At 70.9% G+C, this 21355-nt stretch carries 21 protein-coding genes; 9 read left to right on the plus strand and 12 right to left on the minus strand.

Features of this window, described 5'->3' with window-relative positions; all coding sequences use genetic code 11:
* The 4 genes from FNH08_RS18710 to FNH08_RS18725 form a co-directional block, all read left to right on the plus strand.
* On the plus strand, positions 1–1693 hold a 1693-nt coding region (locus tag FNH08_RS18710; RefSeq protein WP_152772636.1), incomplete at its 5' end, for an alkaline phosphatase family protein.
* A gap of 142 nt (positions 1694–1835) precedes the next feature.
* Positions 1836–3044: a cytochrome P450 family protein gene (locus FNH08_RS18715; RefSeq protein ID WP_194238529.1), complete on the plus strand. Its 1209-nt coding sequence runs from the start codon at positions 1836–1838 to the stop codon at positions 3042–3044.
* Between the two features lie 228 nt (positions 3045–3272).
* Complete coding sequence (locus FNH08_RS18720) at positions 3273–3584, plus strand: hypothetical protein (protein ID WP_194238528.1); 312 nt, start codon at positions 3273–3275, stop codon at positions 3582–3584.
* 5 nt (positions 3585–3589) lie between these two features.
* Positions 3590–4345: a class I SAM-dependent methyltransferase gene (locus FNH08_RS18725; protein WP_152772638.1), complete on the plus strand. Its 756-nt coding sequence runs from the start codon at positions 3590–3592 to the stop codon at positions 4343–4345.
* Positions 4346–4388: 43 nt separating this feature from the next.
* On the opposite strand, the gene FNH08_RS18730 is transcribed toward FNH08_RS18725, so the two are convergent.
* The 6 genes from FNH08_RS18730 to FNH08_RS18755 all read right to left on the minus strand — a co-directional run bounded on the left by FNH08_RS18730 (position 4389) and on the right by FNH08_RS18755 (position 10153).
* Entirely contained in the window at positions 4389–5543 is a 1155-nt protein-coding gene (locus FNH08_RS18730; protein ID WP_152772639.1) for a serine hydrolase domain-containing protein, read from the minus strand.
* Positions 5544–5641: 98 nt separating this feature from the next.
* Positions 5642–6055: a nuclear transport factor 2 family protein gene (locus tag FNH08_RS18735; protein WP_152772640.1), complete on the minus strand. Its 414-nt coding sequence runs from the start codon at positions 6053–6055 to the stop codon at positions 5642–5644.
* 16 nt (positions 6056–6071) lie between these two features.
* Positions 6072–7040: an acetylxylan esterase gene (locus tag FNH08_RS18740; RefSeq protein ID WP_152772641.1), complete on the minus strand. Its 969-nt coding sequence runs from the start codon at positions 7038–7040 to the stop codon at positions 6072–6074.
* 137 nt (positions 7041–7177) lie between these two features.
* On the minus strand, positions 7178–8788 hold the full coding sequence (locus FNH08_RS18745; protein ID WP_322724801.1) for a sodium/solute symporter: 1611 nt from the start codon (positions 8786–8788) through the stop codon (positions 7178–7180).
* Positions 8782–9198, minus strand: coding sequence for a DUF485 domain-containing protein (locus FNH08_RS18750; protein ID WP_322724803.1), 417 nt, complete (start codon positions 9196–9198; stop codon positions 8782–8784). The genes FNH08_RS18745 and FNH08_RS18750 overlap by 7 nt, the downstream gene beginning before the upstream one ends.
* Positions 9199–9568: 370 nt before the next feature.
* The gene (locus tag FNH08_RS18755) at positions 9569–10153 is read right to left on the minus strand and encodes an Rv1733c family protein (RefSeq protein WP_152772642.1); all 585 of its coding nucleotides are present in this window, start codon (positions 10151–10153) and stop codon (positions 9569–9571) included.
* A gap of 269 nt (positions 10154–10422) precedes the next feature.
* On the opposite strand from FNH08_RS18755, the gene FNH08_RS18760 reads away from it, so the two are divergent.
* The 4 genes from FNH08_RS18760 to FNH08_RS18775 all read left to right on the plus strand — a co-directional run bounded on the left by FNH08_RS18760 (position 10423) and on the right by FNH08_RS18775 (position 15084).
* Positions 10423–11343: an NADP-dependent oxidoreductase gene (locus FNH08_RS18760; RefSeq protein WP_152772643.1), complete on the plus strand. Its 921-nt coding sequence runs from the start codon at positions 10423–10425 to the stop codon at positions 11341–11343.
* 225 nt (positions 11344–11568) lie between these two features.
* Positions 11569–12357, plus strand: coding sequence for a putative protein N(5)-glutamine methyltransferase (locus tag FNH08_RS18765; protein ID WP_152772644.1), 789 nt, complete (start codon positions 11569–11571; stop codon positions 12355–12357).
* Positions 12358–12469: 112 nt separating this feature from the next.
* Positions 12470–14485 (plus strand): NADPH-dependent 2,4-dienoyl-CoA reductase, encoded by a 2016-nt coding sequence (locus tag FNH08_RS18770; RefSeq protein WP_152772645.1) that lies wholly within the window; start codon positions 12470–12472, stop codon positions 14483–14485.
* Between the two features lie 44 nt (positions 14486–14529).
* Positions 14530–15084 (plus strand): PadR family transcriptional regulator, encoded by a 555-nt coding sequence (locus FNH08_RS18775; protein WP_152772646.1) that lies wholly within the window; start codon positions 14530–14532, stop codon positions 15082–15084.
* A 15-nt stretch (positions 15085–15099) separates the two neighbouring features.
* Here FNH08_RS18775 and FNH08_RS18780 read toward each other — a convergent pair whose 3' ends face one another.
* Positions 15100–15666, minus strand: a complete 567-nt coding sequence (locus FNH08_RS18780; RefSeq protein WP_152772647.1) for a hypothetical protein — start codon at positions 15664–15666, stop codon at positions 15100–15102.
* A 182-nt stretch (positions 15667–15848) separates the two neighbouring features.
* Positions 15849–16808 (minus strand): fibronectin type III domain-containing protein, encoded by a 960-nt coding sequence (locus FNH08_RS18785; RefSeq protein ID WP_322724804.1) that lies wholly within the window; start codon positions 16806–16808, stop codon positions 15849–15851.
* A gap of 425 nt (positions 16809–17233) precedes the next feature.
* Between FNH08_RS18785 and FNH08_RS18790 the strand changes: the two genes are divergently transcribed.
* The gene (locus FNH08_RS18790; protein WP_322724805.1) at positions 17234–18049 is read left to right on the plus strand and encodes a glycoside hydrolase family 75 protein; all 816 of its coding nucleotides are present in this window, start codon (positions 17234–17236) and stop codon (positions 18047–18049) included.
* Here the strand turns inward: FNH08_RS18790 and FNH08_RS18795 are convergent.
* From FNH08_RS18795 to FNH08_RS18810, 4 genes are all read right to left on the minus strand, one after another.
* Positions 17973–18407 (minus strand): PTS-dependent dihydroxyacetone kinase phosphotransferase subunit DhaM, encoded by a 435-nt coding sequence (locus FNH08_RS18795; protein WP_152772649.1) that lies wholly within the window; start codon positions 18405–18407, stop codon positions 17973–17975. The two genes, FNH08_RS18790 and FNH08_RS18795, sit on opposite strands and share 77 nt — an antisense overlap.
* A complete protein-coding gene (dhaL, locus tag FNH08_RS18800) occupies positions 18400–19026 on the minus strand; it encodes a dihydroxyacetone kinase subunit DhaL (protein ID WP_322724806.1) in 627 nt (208 codons plus the stop codon). Before dhaL ends, FNH08_RS18795 begins: the two co-directional genes overlap by 8 nt.
* Before the next feature lie 82 nt (positions 19027–19108).
* A complete protein-coding gene (gene dhaK, locus FNH08_RS18805; RefSeq protein WP_152772651.1) occupies positions 19109–20101 on the minus strand; it encodes a dihydroxyacetone kinase subunit DhaK in 993 nt (330 codons plus the stop codon).
* Positions 20102–20680: 579 nt separating this feature from the next.
* Positions 20681–21283: a TetR/AcrR family transcriptional regulator gene (locus tag FNH08_RS18810; protein ID WP_322724807.1), complete on the minus strand. Its 603-nt coding sequence runs from the start codon at positions 21281–21283 to the stop codon at positions 20681–20683.
* Between the last annotated feature and the right edge of the window lie 72 nt (positions 21284–21355).

Below are 21355 nucleotides of genomic sequence, written 5' to 3' on the forward strand. Positions count from 1 at the left end.
CCGCCCCCCTCGCGGCTGGCGCGCGAAGTACCCCGTCCTGGCACGTGTCGTCTGGTGGACGCTCACCGTGTCGGCCGCAGCGCTCGTGTTCCTGGCATTGATGTTGCCGGCGAACGCCGAGTACTTCCAGGTGAGGAGCTTCCTGCGGATACCGGTGGAGCCGATCCTCCTCTCGGCCCTCCTGCTGGTGCTGCCGAGGCGCCCGAGACTCGTCCTGACGGTGCTCACCGGGGTGGGACTCGCGTTGCTGGTGATCGTCAAGCTGCTGGACATCGGCTTCAACATGTTCCTCGGCCGAGGGTTCAACCTGGTGCTCGACTGGGGGCTGCTCGACGACGCCGAGTCGTATCTCGAGGACACGATGGGTGGCGCGGGCGCGCTGGGTGCCGTGATCGGGGTCGTGGCCCTGGTCCTGGCCCTGCTCGTCGTGATGACGTTGTCGGTCCTCAGACTCGTCAACCTCATGCACCGCGACCGGCACACGGCGAGCCGGGCCACGATCGTCGCCGGAACCGTCTGGATCACCTGCTCGGCCCTCGGTCTGCAACTTCTCGGCACCACACCGGTCGCCACCAACAACACGATCGGTCTGCTCCAGGACCGCGCCGCGCGGGTGAAGGCGACCATCAAGGACGAGGCCGCCTTCGCCAAGGAGGCCAAGAAGGACGCCTTCGCCAACGTACCGCCCGACCAGCTGCTGACCGGCCTGCGCGGCAAGGACGTCATCTTCGCCTTCGTCGAGAGCTACGGCCGCTCCGCCATCCAGGACCCGGCCATCGCGCCCGGCGTGGACGCGACCCTCGACGCCGCCACCGACGACCTGCACAAGGCCGGGTTCTCCGCGAAGAGCGGCTGGCTCACCTCCGCGACGTACGGCGGCAGCAGCTGGCTCGGCCACTCCACCTTCCTGAGCGGCCTGTGGATCGACAACCAGAACCGCTACCGCACTGTCACGGCAGGCGAGCGCCTCACCCTCCCGGGCGCCTTCCACCGCACGGGCGCCTGGCGAACGGTCGGCATCGTGCCGGGCGTCCAGTACAACTGGCCCGAGGGCAGGTTCTACGGCCTCGACCAGGTCTACGACTCCCGTGACCTCGGCTACCACGGCCCGAAGTTCAGCTGGTCGACCATGCCCGACCAGTACGCCCTGACCGCGTTCCAGCGTCTGGAGCACGGCAAGAAGCACGACAAGCCGCTGATGTCGCAGATCATCCTGACGTCCAGTCACCAGCCGTGGGCGCCCCTGCCCAAGATGATCGGCTGGGACCAGGTCGGCGACGGTTCGGTCTACAAGGCCATCCAGAAGGCGGGCAAGGACCCGGCGGACGTCTTCTCCGACGGCACCAAGGTCAAGCAGGAGTACGGCAAGTCCATCCAGTACTCGGTACGGAGCCTCACGGAGTTCGTGGAGAAGTACGGCAGCAAGGACACCGTGCTCGTCTTCCTCGGCGACCACCAGCCCATGGCCCGCGTCAGCGGCAACGGCGCCAGCCACGACGTACCCGTCAGCATCGTCGCCCACGACCCGAAGGTCCTCGACCGGATCTCCGACTGGGGCTGGACGGACGGGCTGAAGCTCACGGACGACGCCCCGGTCTGGCGGATGGACCGCTTCCGCAACCGCTTCCTGACGGCGTACGGCCCGCAGAACGGCGCGACCCCCTCACCGTCGGCGTCTCCGGCGAACCCGTGAGGCGTGCGCGGCCGTGGTTGGCCGAGTGACCCCTTGAGGCGGCGCGCACGGCAGGGTGAGCATGGGTCCCGTCGTACGCGCCAACTCGCCACCACGGGTAGGGAGATCGACCTTGGGCACCCCGTCCTCCGAGCCGTACCGCATGGACCCGTCCGGCGGTTGCCCGCACGCCGCGAACGCGCGACTCCTCACGCGGGGCTCCGTCACGTCCGTCGTGCTCCCGGACGAGGTGGCGGGCATGGCCGTACTCGGACACGAGGCGCTCAAGGACTTCCTCGCGCACCCCGACGTCGCCAAGGACGCCCGGCACTTCACCGCACTGCGGGAGGGCCGGATCGGTGCCGGATGGCCGCTGCGGACGTTCGCGGCCGTACGCGGGATGACGACCGCCGACGGTGTGGACCACCGGCGGCTGCGATCGCTCGTGAGCACGGCGTTCACCGCCCGTCGGGTGGAGCGACTGCGGCCCCGTATCGAGGAGCTGACCGCCGCCCTGCTCGACGACCTCGCGGACGCGGCCGCCGCCGGCGGTGGGATCGCCGATCTGCGCCGGCACTTCGCGCTGCCGCTCCCGATGGGCGTCATCGGGGAGTTGCTCGGCGTCGAGGCCGAACACCGGGACGCGCTGCACCACTTGTCGAACCAGGTCGTGGCCACCGACATCCCCCCGGAACAGGCCGTCGCCGCCAACCGGGACCTGGTGTCCCTGCTCGCATCGATCGCCGCCGCACGGGCCGAACACCCCGGCGACGACCTGACCAGCGCGCTCATCGCCGCCCGCGACGAGGGCGGCGACCGGCTGAGCCAGGAGGAACTCATCGGCACCCTCGTGCTGATGATCATCGCCGGGCACGAGACCACGCTGAACCTCATCACCAACGCCGTACGGGCCCTGTGCGGACACCGGGACCAACTCGATCTCGTCCGGGACGGGAAGGTGAGCTGGGCGGACGCCGTCGAGGAGACCCTCCGCTGGGACGCGCCCGTCAGCTACTTCCCGTTCCGCTATCCCGTGCGGGACCTGACGGTCGACGGCACGGTCATCCCCAAGGGGACGCCCGTGCTGGCGGGTTACTCGGCGGCGGGCCGCGATCCCGCCGTGCACGGCCCGGACGCCGACCTGTTCGACGTCACCCGGCCCGGGCGGCCCGGAGCCGTACGGCACCTCTCGCTCGGGCACGGCGCCCACTACTGCCTCGGCGCACCGCTGGCCCGGCTGGAGGCCACCATCGCGCTGGAGCGGCTGTTCACCCGCTTCCCCGGCCTCGACCTGGCCGTGCCCGAGACGGATCTCGCCCGTCACTCCAGCTTCGTCGGCAACAGCGTGCGGGCGCTTCCGGTGCGCATCTGACCGACCCCACGCGCGGCGTTCCGGCGACTCGCGCATACCAGCCATACGAACCCCCGATGGGCATCGGCCGTCTGTTTTCTTGTTCTGCCCAAAGGCCGTCCCTACGCTTCCAGCACCGCACTCCGGCGGCACGGAACAAGGGGCATGGCACACATGGGTCGACTGGCCGGGAAAAGCGCTTTCATCAGTGGCACAGGTGCCGGAATAGGGCGAGCCGCGGCTCACGGCATGCGAGGCGGCAAGAACATGGTCCTCACCTTCGAGGACACCACGATCCGCGGCCCCGTCTCGGCGTCCCGGACGAGGCACCGAGTCAGCACCATCGACGCGTCGAAGTTCCAGGAACTCGGCGAGGTCACCAACTCCGCTCAGGCGGCCGTCAACAACGGAGTGATCGTGCGACTGGACAGCGGCTCGTCGTGGACGGTCACCGGCACCTCGTACCTCACCGGGCCGGCCGTGGTTACTCCGGGGCGATCACGCTGGTGGTTCAGTAGCGGCCGAGGGCGAAGATCGAAGGCCGCTCTGCGTCTAAGCTGAAGGCGATGTTCACTCCGCAAGGTCCCAGCCTTCGCGAACTGGCTGTTCAGGCGCTCTCCTCCGTCGAGCGTGGATACGACCTGCTCGCGCCCAAGTTCGACCACACCCCGTTCCGTACGCCTGACTCCGTCCTGGACGCGGTGGAACGGGCGCTGTCCGCCATGGGGCCGTTCGACCACGGGCTCGACCTGTGCTGCGGCACCGGCGCGGGCATGGGCGTCCTGAGCGCGGTGTGCCGGGAGAGCGTGACCGGGGTCGACATCAGCGCGGGGATGCTGGCGGTGGGGAGGGAGCAGGAACCACCGTCCGGGGAATCCGGGGAATCCGCGCAATCCGGGCCCCGTGTCGACTGGGTGCGTGGTGACGCCCTGGCCCTGCCCTTCGGGTCCGTCTTCGACCTGGTCGTGAGCTTCGGGGCGTTCGGGCACTTCCTGCCGCGCGAGTTCCCGGAGCTGTTCGGGCAGGTCCACTCCGTACTGCGGCCCGGCGGACGCTTCGCGTTCCCGCTGCCAGCGCCCGCGCCGCCGAGCTCCCCCTGGTACTGGGCCCTGCTGGGCTTCGACGGGGCGATGCGGGTGCGTAACGCTGTGTGGCGTCCGCCGTTCGTCATGTACTACCGGCCTTTCCGGCTCGGAGACGTGCGCCGCGAGCTGGAACGCGCCGGGTTCGACGTGGAGTTGTACGCGCTGCCCGAGTTCGGGCGGCGGCGTGACGGAAGCCCGCGCTGCCGGATGGTCGTGGCGACGCGCGGGGACGGCTGACCCAGGGCGGTTCAGAACCGCCGTTCCAGAGGGCGGCAACGCCTCACAGCACGCTGTACAGCGCCTCCACCAGCGCCATCTTGCGTGGATCATCGGCGATGTGCGGGCCCATGCGGTTCATGACATAACCGAGCGAGACACCCGCCTCGGGATCGGCGAGGCCGCACGAGCCTCCGTACCCGTCGTGCCCGAAGGCCCTCGGATTGGGCCCGTACGATCCGCCCGGACCGCTGAGCCACAGGCCGAGCCCGGCCTCCGTCTCGTGCCCGAGCCCGGCGCCGAGCACCAGGTCCCGGCAGCTGCCCTGTCCCTCGCGCACCCGCTCGGCGGCCTCCGGCGACAGCACACTGTGCCCGCCCCACGAGCCGCGCCGGGCGAGGATCCCGTACAGCGCGGCGACCGCACGGGCCGTGCCGTGCCCGTTGGCGGCCGGCACCTCCGCGGCCCGCCACTGCGGGGAGTTGGCCTCGGCGGCGCCCACCACCGGGTTGGCGAGGGTGGCGATCGCGGCGGGCGACAACTGCGCGAAGACCGCGGCCTGTTCACTGGCGTCGGCGACCGGCGGATGCACCAGCTCCGCCGCGCGACCGGACTCCTTCTCCGGCAGCCCGATCGTGAAGTCGATGCCGAGCGGCCCGGTCACCTCCCGCTCCAGGAACGCGCCCGGCAGCAGCCCCGTGACCCGCCGGACCACCTCACCCACCAGGAAACCGAACGTGATGGCGTGGTACCCGGACCGCGTGCCCGGCTCCCACCACGGCTCCTGAGCCGCGAGACGCCGCACGGTGAGCTCCCAGTCGCAGAGCTGCTCGAACGAGTGCGGCTCACGCAGCCCGGACAGACCCGCGCGGTGCGAGAGCAGATGCCGTACGAGCACGCGCTCCTTGCCCGCCGCGGCGAACTCGGGCCAGTACGCGGCCACCGGCGCGTCGAGATCGATCAGCCCGCGGTCGGCCAGGATGTGCGCGCACAGCGCGGTCGGTCCCTTTGACGTCGACCACACGTTGACAAGCGTCTCCCGCTCCCACGGCCGGGTGCGTGCCTCGTCGGCCCAGCCGCCCCACAGGTCGACCACCGTGACGCCGTCCAGCGTCACGGACACCGCCGCACCCACCTCACCACGAGCCCGGAAGTTCTCCTCGAACGCGGTGCGCACCGCCTCGAACCGTGGGTCGCAGTGGCCGTGAACCTGGGACATAGGTCCCTCCGTCGTCCGTTCCGCGGGAAGCCCGGAGGCGAGGTCCGGGCTCCCCGAACATACCGACTGGTCGGACCGAGGGGAAGTCGTGGGGTCGCTCACGTGATGAACAGCCGTCCCGTGGGCTCCTGATGGCCCGATTCCGTGTGCCAGTAGTCACGGGTCTCCACGGCCAGACCTTCCGCGTCGAACCGTACGAAGACACAACCGGCGAGTGTCGACGGCCGGTCGCCCTCCCCGGTGTCCTCGGCCATCACCCGGAACTCGGCGACGGTGAGTCCGCCCCCGCCTGTCATGGGCGGGCCGAAACGCACGTCGGTCACCCGCTCGCCCGCGAACGACCGGCGGAGGTACTCGGCGATCTCCGCGCGCCCCCGGTGGGGCGCGCGGAACGGCATCGACCGGTGGACGCAGTCCTCCGCGTACAACTCCAGGAGCGCGTCGACGGCGTGGGCCGCCCAGGCCCGCTCCCAGACCCGGACGAAGCGCCGTGCGGCCTCGGCCGTCTCCATGGGATGCCCGTGCCCTTCAGAGACGCGAGGCCAGCCACTTCAGCTTGGCCGATTCCTGGTAAGGGCCGCCGCCCTCATGGTCGTTGAAGTCGTACACCTCGATGTGCTTGTCGCCGTGCGCCCAGGCGTTGAAGGCCGCGAAGACCGTCGACGGCGGGCACGTCTGGTCCTCCAGGGCCGCCGAGAAGAGGGCGGGCGCCCGGCCCCGCGCGGCGAAGTGGACGCCGTCGAAGTAGGAGAGCGTGCGCTGGACCTGCTCGGTGCGGCCGCGGTGGGTCTTGAGGTAGTTGCCGATCTCCCGGTACGGGTCGCGGTCCGTCAGCGTCGTCGAGCGCGGGAAGTCGCACAGGAACGGTACGTCCGGGGCGACCGCGACCAGGTCGGGCACCAGGCCGCCGACGGCGATCGAGATGCCGCCGCCCTGGCTGCCGCCCGAGACCGCCGTCTTCGCCGCGTCGACCAGCGGGTGGGACCGGGCGGCCTCCACGGCCCGTACGGCGTCCGTGTACACGCGCCGGTAGTAGTAGTTCTCGGGGGCCTCGACGCCCCGCGTCATGAAACCGGGGAACGCGGGAGCCCCGCCCACCGGATCGGGCGTGTCGCCGCCCCCGCCCCATCCGCTGCCCTGGCCCCGGGTGTCCATCACGAAGTGCGCGTAGCCCGCCGACGCCCACAGCAGGTGCGTGTGGGGAAGGCCCCGGCCGCCGCCGTACCCGATGAACTCGACGATCGCCGGACGCGGTGTGTCCGCCCACGCCGGCAGGACCAGCCAGCCCTTCACCGGGTGCCCGCCGAACCCGGCGAACGTGACGTCGTACACCCTGACCGTCTTCAGATGGGTCTCGACCGGTTCGAAGCGTGCGCCGAGGTCGTGTGCGCGCGCCTCCTGGAGCGTTTTCACCCAGAACGTGTCGAAGTCATCCGGCTCCGGTGAAGCGCTTCGATAACCACGAAGCTCGTCCAGGGGCAGGTCGAACAGGGCCATGTATGACCACCTTCGAGGTCAGGGGTGCGGGTGATCACACCGTACGGTGTGATCACCGCGCGCCGCCAGGGCCGGGCGATCCGTTCCGGTCACCCCTGACCTCGGGCTGTCACCTACGTCCGGTCATCGCTGTCCGGTCACCTCTGGTCGGTTCCGACCAGGGCGCGGACCTCGAACTCCTCGAACGTGTCGTCGGGCGTCGTGGGCTCCGTGCGCCCGCCGGCCAGGGAGCCGAGCCAGCCCAGCAGGAAGCCCGCGGGGATGGACACGATGCCGGGGTTCTGCAGCGGGAACCAGGCGAAGTCCGCGTCCGGATAGACCGAGCTGGGCTGAGAGGAGATGATCGGGGAGAACACCACCAGGAGCACCGAGCAGAGCAGCCCGCCGTACAGGCTGAGCAGTGCGCCGCGGGCGGTGAAGCCGCGCCAGAAGAGGCTGTAGACGATCGTCGGCAGGATGGCCGAGGCGGCGATGGCGAAGGCGAGGAACGCCAGGGTGGCCGTGCTCGACCCCCACGACAGCAGGGCCAGCATCATGCCCATGACGCCGATGACGACCGCGGCGAGCCGGGCGACACCCAGCTCCTCCGTCTGCTTCGCCTTCCCCTTGCGGATCACCTCGCCGTAGAGGTCGTGGGCGAGCGAGGCGGCCGCGGCCAGCGTGAGACCGGCCGCCACGGCGAGGAGCGTGATGAAGGCGAGGCTCGACAGGAGCGCTTCGAGCACGGCGCCGCCGAGCTTGTGCGAGAGCAGCAGGACGGTCGCGTCGCCCCTGGGGTCGACCTCCGCGATGCTCTCCCGGCCCACGATCGCGGTGGCGCCCAGGCCCAGCACGCCCGCCATCAGGCAGACGAAACCGACGAGGCCCATGGCCCACACCACCGAGCCGCGTGCGACGCGGGTCGTGCGCGGGGCGAGCAGCCGCATCATGACGTGCGGCAACGCGGCGAGCCCGAGCACGATGGCCAGCTGCAGACTGAAGAAGTCCAGCTTGTTGGTGGTGGTCCCGCCGTACTGCAGCCCGGGCTCGAGGAAGCGACCACCCAGAGCGCTGTTGTCGGCGGCGGACGACAGGAGGTCGTCGATGTTCCAGCTGAAGTGGTGCAGCACCATGACGGCGGTGACCGCCACCCCGGCGACCAGCATCACGGCCTTGACGACCTGGAGGAACGTGGCGCCCGGCATACCGCCGATCGCCGCGTACACCACGACCATGGAGCCGATGACCACCACGCACATCGTCCGGGTCGCTCCGCTGGGATCGCCGATGAACTGCGTCAACAGGGCGATACTGCCCACGAGTTGGGCAACCAGGTAGAGCAGGCACACGGCCAGTGTGCACAGGGAGAGCGCCAGCCGGACCTGCCGCTGTCCGTGCGGCAGCCGCAGTGCCAGGGTGTCGCCCAGGGTGTACTTGCCCGAGTTGCGCAGGGGTTCGGCGATGACGAGCAGCACCATCATCCAGGCGACGACCGTGCCGCCCAGGTACATCAGGCCGTCGTACCCGTTCAGCGCGACCCGCCCCGTACTGCCGAGCAGCGTCGCGGCCGACAGATAGGCGCCGCACATCGCGAGCCCGTTCCGCAGCGGCGTCATGTCACGGTTCCCGAGGTAGAACTCGCTGATCTCGTCGCGCTGAGGAGCCGTCAGCAACGCCGTGAACAGGGTGACCACGACGACCGACACGAACAGGACGAACGTCAGCCGCAGACTGAACTCGTCGGCTATGGCCGCCGAATGGATCACCACGCGCCGAACCGCCTTCCGGACGGGACACGGGCCTGCTGCTGCTCGCGCTCGCGCTGCTGGGCGCGCAGCCGGAGGACGATGGGGTCGACCCGCTCACGCATGTGCCGTACGTAGCGCCACGCCGCGAGACCCATGACAACGAACTGGACAAGTCCGAGCGTCAGCCCGAGGGTGAGGCGACCGAACAACTCCAGGTTCATCAGGGCCGGAGCGAAACTCGACAGCAGAACGTACGAAAGAAATCCGCCAACGGACAGCAGAACCGATACCGCGCCGAACGAGCGATATGCGCGGCGCAGTGCGGGGAATTCGGGATCGTGATATATCGGCGGCTGACCGCTGGGTTCAAACCCGGTGGGGGGAGGTGGGGCATAACCACCATGGGGTGGGTGGTGTTGGGACACAAGCACCTTCTTCGCTGCCTTATGTCACGCACGTGACTCCACCGAGTCGGGAAAAGGCCCGCGTGGGAGCGCCGACAACCTTCGAAGCCACGTATTCGTGCGGATTGTGGGGGGAGGGGGAAACCGGAGTATGGCAGTGCGGCCATTGAAGTATCAACAGCCTCGCTGAATGGAAAACGCACCTCTTCAGATACGGGACATCGGGGCACCCGAAGACGCGTCACCGGTGGCCGCTCCGAAAAAGGACGGATGGCGTCCTCGGTGGCGTCAGCGTGACCCACAGCGTACGGAGAGTCGTGATCACCAGCAACCGGCTTCTATGCAGGGTGGGTTGGGAAGAAGTGAAGATCGCGGAACCGGGCTCGCCCGGTTTTCCTCAGGCCCGGCGACGCCCCCACTCGGGCCCGGTCCGCGCCCACTCGCGTTCCCACTCGGCCAGCCGGTGGCGGAGGGCGGTCCGGCGCACGACCAGGTTGCCGGCGAGGACGACGGCGACGGCGCCACCCGTCGCGCACGCCCCGAACGCCAGCGCGTGCTGCCAGATCGCGTCGCTCGTCGGCGGTGGGTCGACGCTGCGGCCCCGGGCGTCCAGCCACACCTGGGCGCGTTCCCCGCTCCGGGTGCCCGCCCGTACCCGGGCCGTCCCGGTCCGGGTGCCCTCATGGAGGTCGGTCCAGCGCGCCTTCACGGCGTAGGTGGGCTGCCGGCCGCCGTGCGCGGTGGGGACCGCGGCCGGGGCGTCGGCCACCAGCACGGCACTCACCCGGTGCAGCCCCGCCCGCTGATCCGCGGCCTCGGCCCGCGCGGTCGTGTGCGCCCAGGAACCCGCGATCACCCCTGCCAGGGGCGCGCCGACGACGAGCAGGACCGTGACGACGAGCGCCGTCCACGCCTCGACCACGTCGGAGCGGCGGCGCAGCGGATTGGGGCGCCAGCGCCAGCCGCGCACCCGGGTTCGCATCTCCGCCTCCTTCCCGAGCGCTGCCGTCGGAGAGCGGCGGGTCCCGCGGTTCTCCGCTGCCGCCGGAGTTCCCAGCCGGGTCACCCCGAAACGCGCACCTGGAGCAGGCTCACGCGTCCCCTCGGCGGCCGACTGAGTCATTGCGGCAGCGTGAACGCTCCGGCCTGCGGGGAATAGCCGACGTGCGATCTTCCTTGCCGCAAGGTGCCGACTACGGTGGCCCCGGTGCGACCGGTCGCCCGGTGACAGTGAAGGAGAGTGTGGAACCCATGCCCAAGGCGTACGTCTTCACGCGGTTCGGCGGCCCGGAGGCCGAGGCCCTCGTCGAGCAGGAGAAGCCGAGCCCCGGCCCCGGCGAAGTGCTCGTCGCGGTGCGCGCGGCCGGCGTCAACCCCGTCGACTGGAAGCAGCGCACCGGTTACGCCCGCCCCGGCCAGAGTGCCCGCGAACTGCCCGCCGTGTTCGGCAACGAGGCCGCCGGGGTCGTCGAGGAGGTCGGCCCGGACGTGACCGGATTCGCCGTCGGCGACGAGGTGTTCGGCAACCCGGTCTCCGGCGGATACGCCGAGTACGCGCTGCTGCCCGTCGCCGTGACCGCCCGCAAGCCGCCGGAGATCTCCTTCACGGACGCCGCCGCCCTGCCCGTCGCGGCCGCCACCGCCTACGACGGCGTCCGTCAGCTGGACCTGCCCGTCGGCGCCACCCTCGTCGTCACCGGCGCGGGCGGCGGTGTCGGAGTGGCCGCCGTGCAGATCGCCCGCGCCTTCGGAGTGAAGGTCATCGGCGTGGCGAGCGCCGGCAAGAAGGCGTTCGTCGAGTCGCTGGGCGCCGTGCACGTGCCGTCCGGTCCCGACTTCGTGACGGGCGTACGGGCCGCCGCGCCGGACGGCGTGGACGCGGTCTACGACCTGGTGGGCGGTGAAGTCCTGGAGTCGGCGGCCGAGTTGCTGGGCGACCGGACGAAGCTGATCACCGCGGGTGGCAAGGACATCGTGGGACGGCTCGGGGGCGCGCCCGTCGCCCGGGCTCGCACCGCCGCCGTGCTGGACGAGGTGGCCAAGCTCGTCGTCGACGGCAGCTTGCGGCCGTACGTGACGCGGACCCTTCCCCTCGACCGGGCCGCCGAAGCACTGCGCGCGGTCGAGGAGGGCCACGCCCGGGGCAAGATCGTGATCGAGGTCGGAACATGAGCCGTAGGGGCGCGGGCCCGTCAGCCATGGCGGGGCTGAAAACGATAGGCATGCGCTGGGTGGCTGTGGGGTAGTGTTACGCGGCCAGTCGTCGCGTCATCGGAGGAGGTGGGACCCATCACCGCTGTGTCAGGTCGGGTGCTCTCACTCCCGAACGGCTCGGTGCGCTGAGAGCGGCCACCGTTGAGAGCGCCCTTCGGCCCACCGAAAGGCTCTCGGCAACCCATGAGATTCCTCTCGACACCCGCTGTCGTCACCGCACTTCGTTCCGCGGGCTGCGTCTTCGCCGAGGACGAGGCGGAGTTGATCCTCTCCACCGCCCGTACCCCCGACGAGGTCACGGTCATGCTGAACCGGCGCGTAGCGGGCCTGCCCCTGGAACTCGTCCTCGGCTGGGCGGAGTTCTGGGGGCTGCGCATCAAGGTCGAACCCGGCGTGTTCGTACCCCGCCGCCGTACCGAGTTCCTCGTGGAACAGGCGCTGGCCGCGGCGGGCGACGCGTCCGTCGTCGTGGACCTGTGCTGCGGCTCGGGTGCCGTCGGGGCGGCGCTGGCCGCGTCCCTCGACGGCGCCGCACTGCACGCCGCCGACATCGAGCCGGCCGCGGTGCGCTGCGCCCGCCGCAACGTCGCGCCCTTCGGCGGTCACGTCCACGAGGGCGATCTGTTCGCCGCCCTGCCCGACACGCTGCTCGGTCGTGTCGACCTCCTCGCGGCGAACGTCCCGTACGTCCCCACCGACGAGGTCCCCCTCCTGCCGGCCGAGGCCCGCGACCACGAACCGTGGGTCGCTCTCGACGGGGGCGCGGACGGGCTCGACGTCCTGCGCCGGGTGGCCGTCGAGGCACCCCGGTGGCTGGCGCCCCGCGGCCACCTGCTCATCGAGACGAGCGCACGGCAGGCCCCGCTCGCCGTGGAGACCTTCACGCACAGCGGGCTGAACACACGTCTCGCGGTGTCGGAGGAATGCGACGCCCACGTCGTGATCGGCACCAGGCCCGAGGCGCTGGGCTAGCAGCACGTGATCCGCCCTGTGTGGGCTTGCCCTCATCCGTTGTGCAACTAGTTGCAAAAAGAGTGCGGCGTCGTCTACAACGGTCCGGACGACGCCACGCACGGAGGGCCACATGAGCCGCTACCCACACCTGCTTCAGCCCTTGGACCTGGGATTCACCACGCTCCCCAACCGCGTGCTCATGGGCTCCATGCACGTCGGCCTGGAGGAGGCCGAGCGCGGCTTCGAGCGCATGGCGGAGTTCTACGCGGCCCGGGCGCGCGGGGGAGTGGGCCTCATCGTCACCGGCGGTATCGCGCCCAACGAGGCGGGTCGGCCCTACGAGGGCGGCGCCAAGCTCACCACGGACGTCGAGGCCGAGCAGCACCGGCAGATCACCGACGCCGTGCACCGCGAGGATGGCCGGATCGCACTGCAGATCCTGCACTTCGGGCGGTACGCCTACCACCGCGACCTCGTCGCGCCCAGCGCCCTTCAGGCGCCGATCAGCCCCTTCGTACCGCACGCCCTCACCGACGCCGAGGTCGAGCAGACCATCGACGACTACGCGCGGACGGCCCGGCTCGCGCGCCGGGCAGGCTACGACGGCGTCGAGATCATGGGCTCCGAGGGCTATCTGATCAACGAGTTCATCGCCCGGCAGACCAACCAGCGCGAGGACCGCTGGGGAGGCTCGTACGAGAACCGCACGCGCTTCCCCGTGGAGATCGTGCGCCGGGTGCGCGAGGCGGTCGGCGAGGACTTCATCGTGATCTACCGCCTGTCGATGCTCGACCTGGTGCCCGGCGGCTCCACGCTCGACGAGGTGATCACTCTTGCCAGGTCGGTGGAGGACGCCGGAGCGACGATCATCAACACGGGCATCGGCTGGCACGAGGCCCGCATCCCCACCATCGCCACCTCGGTGCCGCGCGGCGCCTACACCTGGGTGACGAAGAAGGTCATGGGCGCCGTCTCGGTCCCGCTCGTCACGACCAACCGCATCAACACCCCCGAACTCGCGGAGGAGTTGCTCGCCGAGGGACACGCCGACATGGTGTCGCTGGCCCGGCCCATGCTCGCCGACCCCGACTTCGTCGCCAAGGCGCGCGACGGCCGCCCCGACACCATCAACACCTGCATCGGCTGCAACCAGGCATGCCTCGACCACACCTTCAGCGGGCAGATCACGTCCTGCCTGGTCAACCCGCGCGCCTGCCACGAGACGGAACTCGTCCTCTCCCCGACCCGGCGGCGCTTGCGCGTCGCCGTCGTGGGCGCCGGCCCGGCCGGACTCGCCTGCGCGGTCTCCGCCGCCGAACGCGGCCACGACGTCACGCTCCTCGACGGCGCGCAGGAGATCGGCGGCCAGCTGAACGTCGCCCGCAAGGTCCCCGGCAAGCAGGAGTTCGACGAGACGCTGCGCTATTTCCGCGCCCAGCTCGAACTGCGCGGTGTGGACGTGCGGTTGGGCGCCTACGTCACCGCGGACGACCTCAGCTCGTACGACGAGGTCGTCGTCGCCACCGGTGTCACCCCGCGTACGCCCGACATCCCCGGCGCCGACCACCCCAAGGTCCTCGGCTACCTCGACGTCCTGCGCGACGGCGCCCCCGTCGGCGAGCGGGTCGCGATCCTCGGGGCGGGCGGCATCGGCTTCGACGTCGCCGAGTACCTCACCGACGGCGGCGACAAGGCGAGCGAGGACCCGGCGGCGTACTTCCGGCAGTGGGGCGTCGACATGGACTACCGCGCACCCGGCGGCCTCGCCGCGCCCGAGCGGCCCGCCCCGCCGCGCTCCGTCCACCTCCTGCAGCGCAAGACCTCCAAGGTCGGCGCCGGCCTCGGCAAGACCACGGGCTGGATCCACCGCACCGAGCTCAAGCACCGCGGGGTCACCATGGTGCCCGGCGTCCAGTACGACCTGATCGACGACACCGGACTGCACATCACCGTCGACGGCGTCCGCCAGGTACTGGAGGTCGACACGGTCGTGCTCTGCACCGGACAGGAGCCGCGCCGCGACCTGTACGAGGCGCTGGTCGCCGCGGGCCGTAGCACGCACCTCATCGGCGGCGCCGACGTGGCCGCCGAACTGGACGCCAAACGCGCCATCAAGCAGGGCACCGAACTGGCGGCGGCGCTCTAGGCGGAGCGCTGAGAGGGCCGTCGGCGCGTACCTAGGATGAGTCCATGTCACTCCCGCACGCGATCCTCACCGCTCTGCTCGAGAAGCCGTCGTCGGGGCTCGAGTTGACCCGCCGGTTCGACAGGTCGATCGGTTACTTCTGGTCGGCGACGCACCAGCAGATCTATCGCGAGCTGGGAAAACTGGAGAGCGAGGGCTACATCCGGGCCCTGCCGACCGAGCAGCCGACCCGCGGGCAGAAGAAGAGCTACGAGGTGCTCCCCGCGGGCCGTGCGGAGCTGGCCCGCTGGACCGCGGCCGCGCAGGACCCCAAGCCGCCGCGGGACACCCTGCTGCTGCGGCTGCGCGCCTCGGCCATGGTCGGCACAACGGGCATCGAGGCCGACCTTCGCCGTCATCTCACCCTTCACCAGCGGCAGCTGGCGGAGTACGAGGAGATCCAGCAGCGCGACTTCGGGCCGGGCAGGGACACGCCCCAGGACCGCCTGCAGCATCTGATCCTGAGGGCGGGCATCGACCTGGAGACGTTCTGGACGCGCTGGCTGACCCACGCCCTGGAGGAGTTCGAGCGCCTGCCCGCGCCCGAGGGCTCCCCCTAGGGCCTTCGCGAGGTGTCACAGGCGGTGCGGCTTGGCACGGCGGCGCAGGTACCAGACCGTCGTCCCCAGGCCCGCGGCCACCAGGACGCCACCGCCCACCACCGTGAGGGTGCCGTACTCCTTGGCCGTCCCGCCGAAACCACCCATGACACCACGGGAGGGCGAGGCCGTCGCGGAGATGGAGCGCGTGGGTGTGGGCGTGGGCGTACGGCTGGGTGTGGGAGCGCCGGAGACGATGATGGACTGCGTGCCGGCCGTGCTCCCGTTGTTGCACATCACGATCACGGTGTAGGTGCCGGGGCTGACGTTCGCCCAGGCGGCGGACTGGGTGGTACTCGACCCCGACAGCGTCGCCTGGCGTCCTTGGGCGAAGCTCGCCTGCCCGCTGGACAGCAGGGAGGCCCGGCCGAACGAGCTGTTGGCGTCCATGGTGGGGCACGCGCTGGTGGTGACCGTGACGGTGGACCCGGAGGTGCTCACCGAGATCCCCGGCGCGGCCTTTGCCGGAACGGCCAGGGCGAGCGGCAGCGCGGCGGCGGTCGCGGTCAGGCAGAAGCGGACGAGTGGCTGAGTGGTACGCATAAGGACTGCCCTCCAGCGGCACGGTTGGCGGTACGCCCGTTGCGCCGCCGAGGATCGGGAAACCCCGTGCTGCCTCAGAGCGAGCCAACGTCCCCCCGGCCTTGGCCGCATGCGGACCGCCCCCGGCCAGGTGACGGATTCCTTCGTCCGGGGGACCTCACCGACGCGTACGCCCCAACCGCTCATCGCCCCGTCGTCACGGTGCGCTCCGCCGAGAACCCGCCCCACGTCCCGTCCGGCAGCTTCGCCCTGATCCGCACCCGGTGCGTCACGCCGCCCTCGCGCCCCGCGTAGAAGCCGTACTCGGCCCGGTCCTGGGGCGCCGTGCCACCCCAGACGAGCGAGGTGGCGACACGCCCGTCGAGGTGGACCTCGTACTCCGTGATCGCTCCGTCGGCGCGGGGTGGGACCCAGGCCAGGTCGATGTAGTACGCCCCGTCGGCCCGCCTCGTCGTCGCGCGGAACCGGGTGGGCGCGGTGCCCCGGCCGTCGTCGGTTCCCGGCGAGGTGGTGACCCGCACGGCCTCACTGGTGGGTGAGACGTTGTCCGCCGCGTCCCGTGCCCGCACGGTGAAGGAGTAGCGGGTGCCGGGCCGCAACCCTGTCACCACCGCCGCGGTCTGCCCGCCGCCCACACTGTGGACCTTCGAGTCACCCTGCAGAATGTCGTACGAGACCACACCCCGGTCGTCCGCCGACCTCCCCCAGGACAGCTGGACCGCCCGGCTGCCGGCCACCGCGCCCTTCGGACGCTCCGGCCGGCTCGGCGCTCTGCCGTCGGCTGCCACCGCGTCGGGCGTCGTGGCCCGCACCCGCCGACTGGGCGGTCCCAGGTCCCCTCCGGCGCTCCGCGCCCGGATCGTGAACGCGTACGTGGTGGATGGTGCCAGCCCGGTGACGTCCACCATGTGCTCGCTACCGGGCACGTCCTTGACCTTCGTGGTGCCGCGATACACCTCGTACCCGGCGACCTCCGGCTTCCCGGACGCCCGGTTCCACATCACGTGCACGCTGGTGGCGCTGCCCGCCGCGACGGTGACCCCGACGGGCGCCCCGGGCGCGCGGCGCTCAGGCCCGTCCTGCCCGCAGGCCACGGCCAGGAACAACGAGCCACAGATCACCAGTACAGGAACACGACGCACGGCACTGCCCTCCCCGGCACGGGATTGGTCTGTACCTATAAGGCGCCGTCTGCATGTCCTCGTCAAGGGGCGGGTGAGTCGCGGCGCCGAGGTGCCGCTCACGCGCCGAGGGCGATTCCTCACACGCCCGGCCATTCCGTCGGATCGGTACGCGGCTACGTATGCTGGGGCTCTGACGCGGCGTGAACTCGCCCTTGTCCGAGGGTGCTTCACGCTGCTCGGCGCGGCCCGCTGTCGTCGCTGATCCCGCGCCGACGAGAGTGGCCGAGCCGCCCGGGCCGCAACGGACCCGGGCGCTCGGCCGCACGCGTGCACCTCAGTGACCCCGTGCTCCAGCCGGGCGTGTCGCACTGGCCCCGCACCATGGCTCTCCAGCACCGTGGGCGGGTGATCGTCCATGTCCGCCGACGAGAGGGTCCCTCATCGTGCGTGCCCAGTTGTCGGTGCCGGCCACGGTCGGCGCCACCCTGCTCGCCTTCACGACGGTGCCCGCCGCCGCACACCCTCGGGAGCCCGTCCGGTTCGAGGGTGTCAGCGCCGCCGCCCTGCTGGCCGAGCTGGACGAGTGCGAGCCCGTCTCGAAGGGCCGCTACCGCAGTGACCGCGGCGCCCCCGCCGACATCCCCGTCTGCGGTACGGAGGACGCGGTGTTCTGGAAGGCCGACATGGACATCGACTGCGACGGTCGGCCGGGCCCGCGCTGCAACCGCGCCACGGACCCCTGGTTCTGGCCCGCCACCGCCTACAAGCAGTCGGACGGGCGCTATCTGAACGCCGAGACGCTCCCCTTCATCGTCTTACCCGCCCCGAGCGACATCTGGGACCACCGTGCCCACGGGGTCCGGGGCGGGTCCGTCGCCGCCGTCATCTACCGCGACCGCGTCCAGTACGCCGTCGTGGGGGACATCGGCCCCCGCCAGATCATCGGCGAGGCCTCGTACGCCACAGCCAAGAGCCTCGGTATCCGCACCGACCCACGGACCGGCGGTGTCGCCTCCGGGGTCACGTACGTCGTCTTCAAGAACACCCGCGTGACACCCATCGAGGACCACCAGGAGGCGGTTGCCCAAGGAGAGGCGTTGGCGCGGAAGCTCGTGGAGGTGAGGGGCCGGCCGGACGCCGGATCGGGCCCAGAGCCGGATCCGGCCTACGGACGGGCTCTGATCACTCCTTCCGGTACGAGTACGCCTCTGTGGCCGCCGCCTCCACCGCCGCGAGATCCGCGCCAGCCGAGGCCGTGACGACCGCGGCGACACCGCCCTCGACGAAGGGGGCGTCGATCAGACGGGTGTCCGCGGGCAGCTCGTCGCCCTCGGCGAGGAGGGCCCTCACGGTGAGGACGGCGCTGCCGAGGTCGGCCAGGATCGCGACGCCGGCACCGCGGTCCACCGCGGCTGCCGCGGCCGACACCAGCTCGCTGCTGGTGCCCAGTCCGCCGTCCGGGGTGCCGCCCGCCGGGGCGACCGGGGCGGTGGGGCCGCCACCCGCGAGGCCCTTCGCCAGCTCGGCGACCGAGGACGCGACAGCGGCGCTGTGCGAGACGAGCACGATGCCGACCAGTGTGTCCGCGCTGTCCGTGGTGTCCGTGACGTCACTCATCGGCGGCCTCCGATGCATCGGAGGCCGCGGCGGCCTCGTCGAGTGCCGCGATCAGCAGCGCACTGGACGTGGCGCCGGGATCCTGGTGCCCGATGCTCCGCTCGCCCAGGTAGCTGGCCCGGCCCTTGCGGGCCTGCAGCGGTGTCGTTGCCAGGGCGCCCTGCTCGGCGGCCGCCCGCGCCGCGGCGAACGAGTCGCCGAGCGCGTCGACGGCCGGCACCAGCGCGTCGATCATGGTCTTGTCGCCGGGAGCGGCACCGCCGAGCGTCATCACCGCGTCGACCCCCGTGCGCAGCGCGTCCGTGAGCTGCTCCTCGGTGACCTCGTCCGCGTCCCCGAGTGCCTTGCCTGTACGGCGCAACAACGTGCCGTACAGCGGCCCTGAGGCGCCGCCCACCGTCGAGATCAGCTGCCGCCCGGAGAGCACCAGGATCGCGCCCGGTGTCTCGGGGGACTCCTTCGCGAGCGCGGCCACCACGGCGGTGAAACCGCGCTGCAGATTGCTGCCGTGGTCGGCGTCCCCGATCGGTGAGTCCAGGGCGGTGAGCCGCTCGGCCTCGCGGTCCACGGCCGCCGCGGTGGCCGTCATCCAACGGCGGAAGAAGTCGGCGTCGAGCACGTGATCTCCTTGCATGGTAAGGAAGTTGACGCGTTGAAGGGGAGTCGGAGGTTGCCGTCGACGAGTGCGCGGGGTGCGCCGCTCAGACGCCCCACCGCAGACCCGGCGTCTTCACCGGCGCGTCGTACAACCGCAGCAGTTCCTCGTCGATCTGGCAAAGGGTCACCGACGCGCCCGCCATGTCGAGCGAGGTGACGTAGTTGCCGACGAGGGTGCGCGCCACGGCCACACCGCGCTCGGTGAGCGCGCGCTGCACCTCGGCGTTGAAGCCGTACAGCTCCAGCAGCGGGGTGGCGCCCATGCCGTTGACGAGGAGCAGGACCGGGTTGCGCGGGTTCATGTCCTCCAGGATGGCGTTCACCGCGAAGTCGGCGATCTCCCGCGAGGTCATCATCGCGCGCCGCTCGCGCCCGGGTTCGCCGTGGATGCCGATGCCCAACTCCAGTTCCCCGGCAGGGAGGTCGAAGGTGGGGCTGCCCTTGGCGGGGGTCGTACAGGCGCTGAGCGCGACACCGAAGCTGCGGGAGTTCTCGTTGACCTGCCGGGCCAGCGCCTCGACGCGCTCCAGCGGCTGCCCCTCCTCGGCAGCGGCCCCGGCGATCTTCTCCACGTACAGGGTGGCACCGGTGCCACGCCTCCCCGCGGTGTAGAGACTGTCGGTCACGGCGACGTCGTCGTTCACGAGCACCTTGGCGATCTGGATGCCCTCGTCCTCGGCGAGTTCCGCCGCCATGTCGAAGTTGAGGACGTCGCCGGTGTAGTTCTTCACGATGAACAGCACGCCCGCGCCACTGTCCACGGCGGCGGCCGCGCGCACCATCTGGTCCGGTACGGGCGAGGTGAACACCTCACCGGGGCATGCCGCGGACAGCATCCCCGGCCCCACGAACCCACCGTGCAACGGCTCGTGTCCCGAGCCTCCGCCCGAGACCAGCCCCACTTTCCCGGCCACCGGAGCGTCCCGGCGCACGATCACCCGGTTCTCCACATCCACGGTCAGCTCGGGATGCGCCGCCGCCAGCCCGCGGAGCGCGTCGGTGACCACGGTTTCCGCGACGTTGATCAACATCTTCATGGGTACCTCCTGTGGAACTAGCATATGAGCCCCTGGCTTCTATTTTTGCAGGTCAGGCTGGGTGGGGCCAGTTAGCGATCTTGGCGGTTGATGGCGGTCGGAAGCGGGTTCTGCCGGTACTGATGCTGACCCGTTGCCAACTCTGGTGACGGGGTGTCAGATGCGCCCGGCGCGTGCATGGATCGGCCTGAGACCCTTGCGCCCGAGCCGGGTGTGCAATGACCACCTGTGCGAATGCGAACGTGGGCACCTGCGGCAGTCCGGCCACCAGGGGCGGTCCTGCCAGAGGGGGGAAGCGTGGAGACGCTGCCTGTGGGACGGTGCACCGGAAGCGCGGAGGTGTTCGTGATGAGCGTCGTAAGCACTTCGCGTCTCAATCCCAGGTTCGGGCATGGTTCGCTTTCCTGCGGACCCAGTGGTGGAGACCAGACTCCGTTGCGGCCCGCTGGACCGAGCATCCCCGAATTTCTGATCGGCCACCAGATGCCGGTGCCGAAAGCTGGCGGACGGGAGGGCTGCAGCCCTGTCGGGGGCATTCGGAGGAGTGAGGCTCGATGGGGACCGGGCCGACGTCGACCGTCAGCGTGGCCGCCGTTGCACGACGTCGGCGAGCACCGTTGTCACGAGCCTGTTGACGGTTGCCGTGGTCGGCGGGCCGGGGTCGCGGTCTGCGAACAGGAGATGCCCGCCACCGACCAGGGAGAGGGTGAGTGAGTCGATGTCGGCGTCGGCCGCGATGCGGGCCAGTTCACGCTCGTCGGCCAGGTAGGCGGAGATCGCGTTCGTGGCCTGGGCGAGGATCGCGATGCCGCCTCCGGGCCTGGCTTGTCGCAGCCGTGCGCGCAGCTCGTCCCGGAAGGTGATGAGCGGGATGATCGCCACCGGAACCGGTCCGAACAGCGTGGTCAGCGCGGTGGTGAGGTTGTCGGCCACCGTGCCGGTGCCGGCGGACTCGCGCAAGGTACTCGCCTGCGTCTCGAGCTGCGCGGCTCGGTCGAGCACGAGGTCGGCGAGGAAGGCGTCGAAGTCGCTGAAGTGCCGGTGCAGGACACCCTTGGCGCAGCCTGCCTCGTCGGTGACGGCCCGGCTGGTCAGCGCGTCTGGCCCGTCCCGCAGCAGCACGCGTTCGGCGGCGTCGAACAACTGCTGCCGCGCGTCGCGAAGGTGCACCCCAGTCGGCACTCACAGATCCTCTCAGGCGTCAATCTGCTGGCATCCGTTGCCCAGTGGGCATGCGCCCACTAAGGTGGGCGC

The organism is Streptomyces spongiae, from assembly GCF_009377185.1.
Taxonomy (GTDB): domain Bacteria; phylum Actinomycetota; class Actinomycetes; order Streptomycetales; family Streptomycetaceae; genus Streptomyces; species Streptomyces spongiae.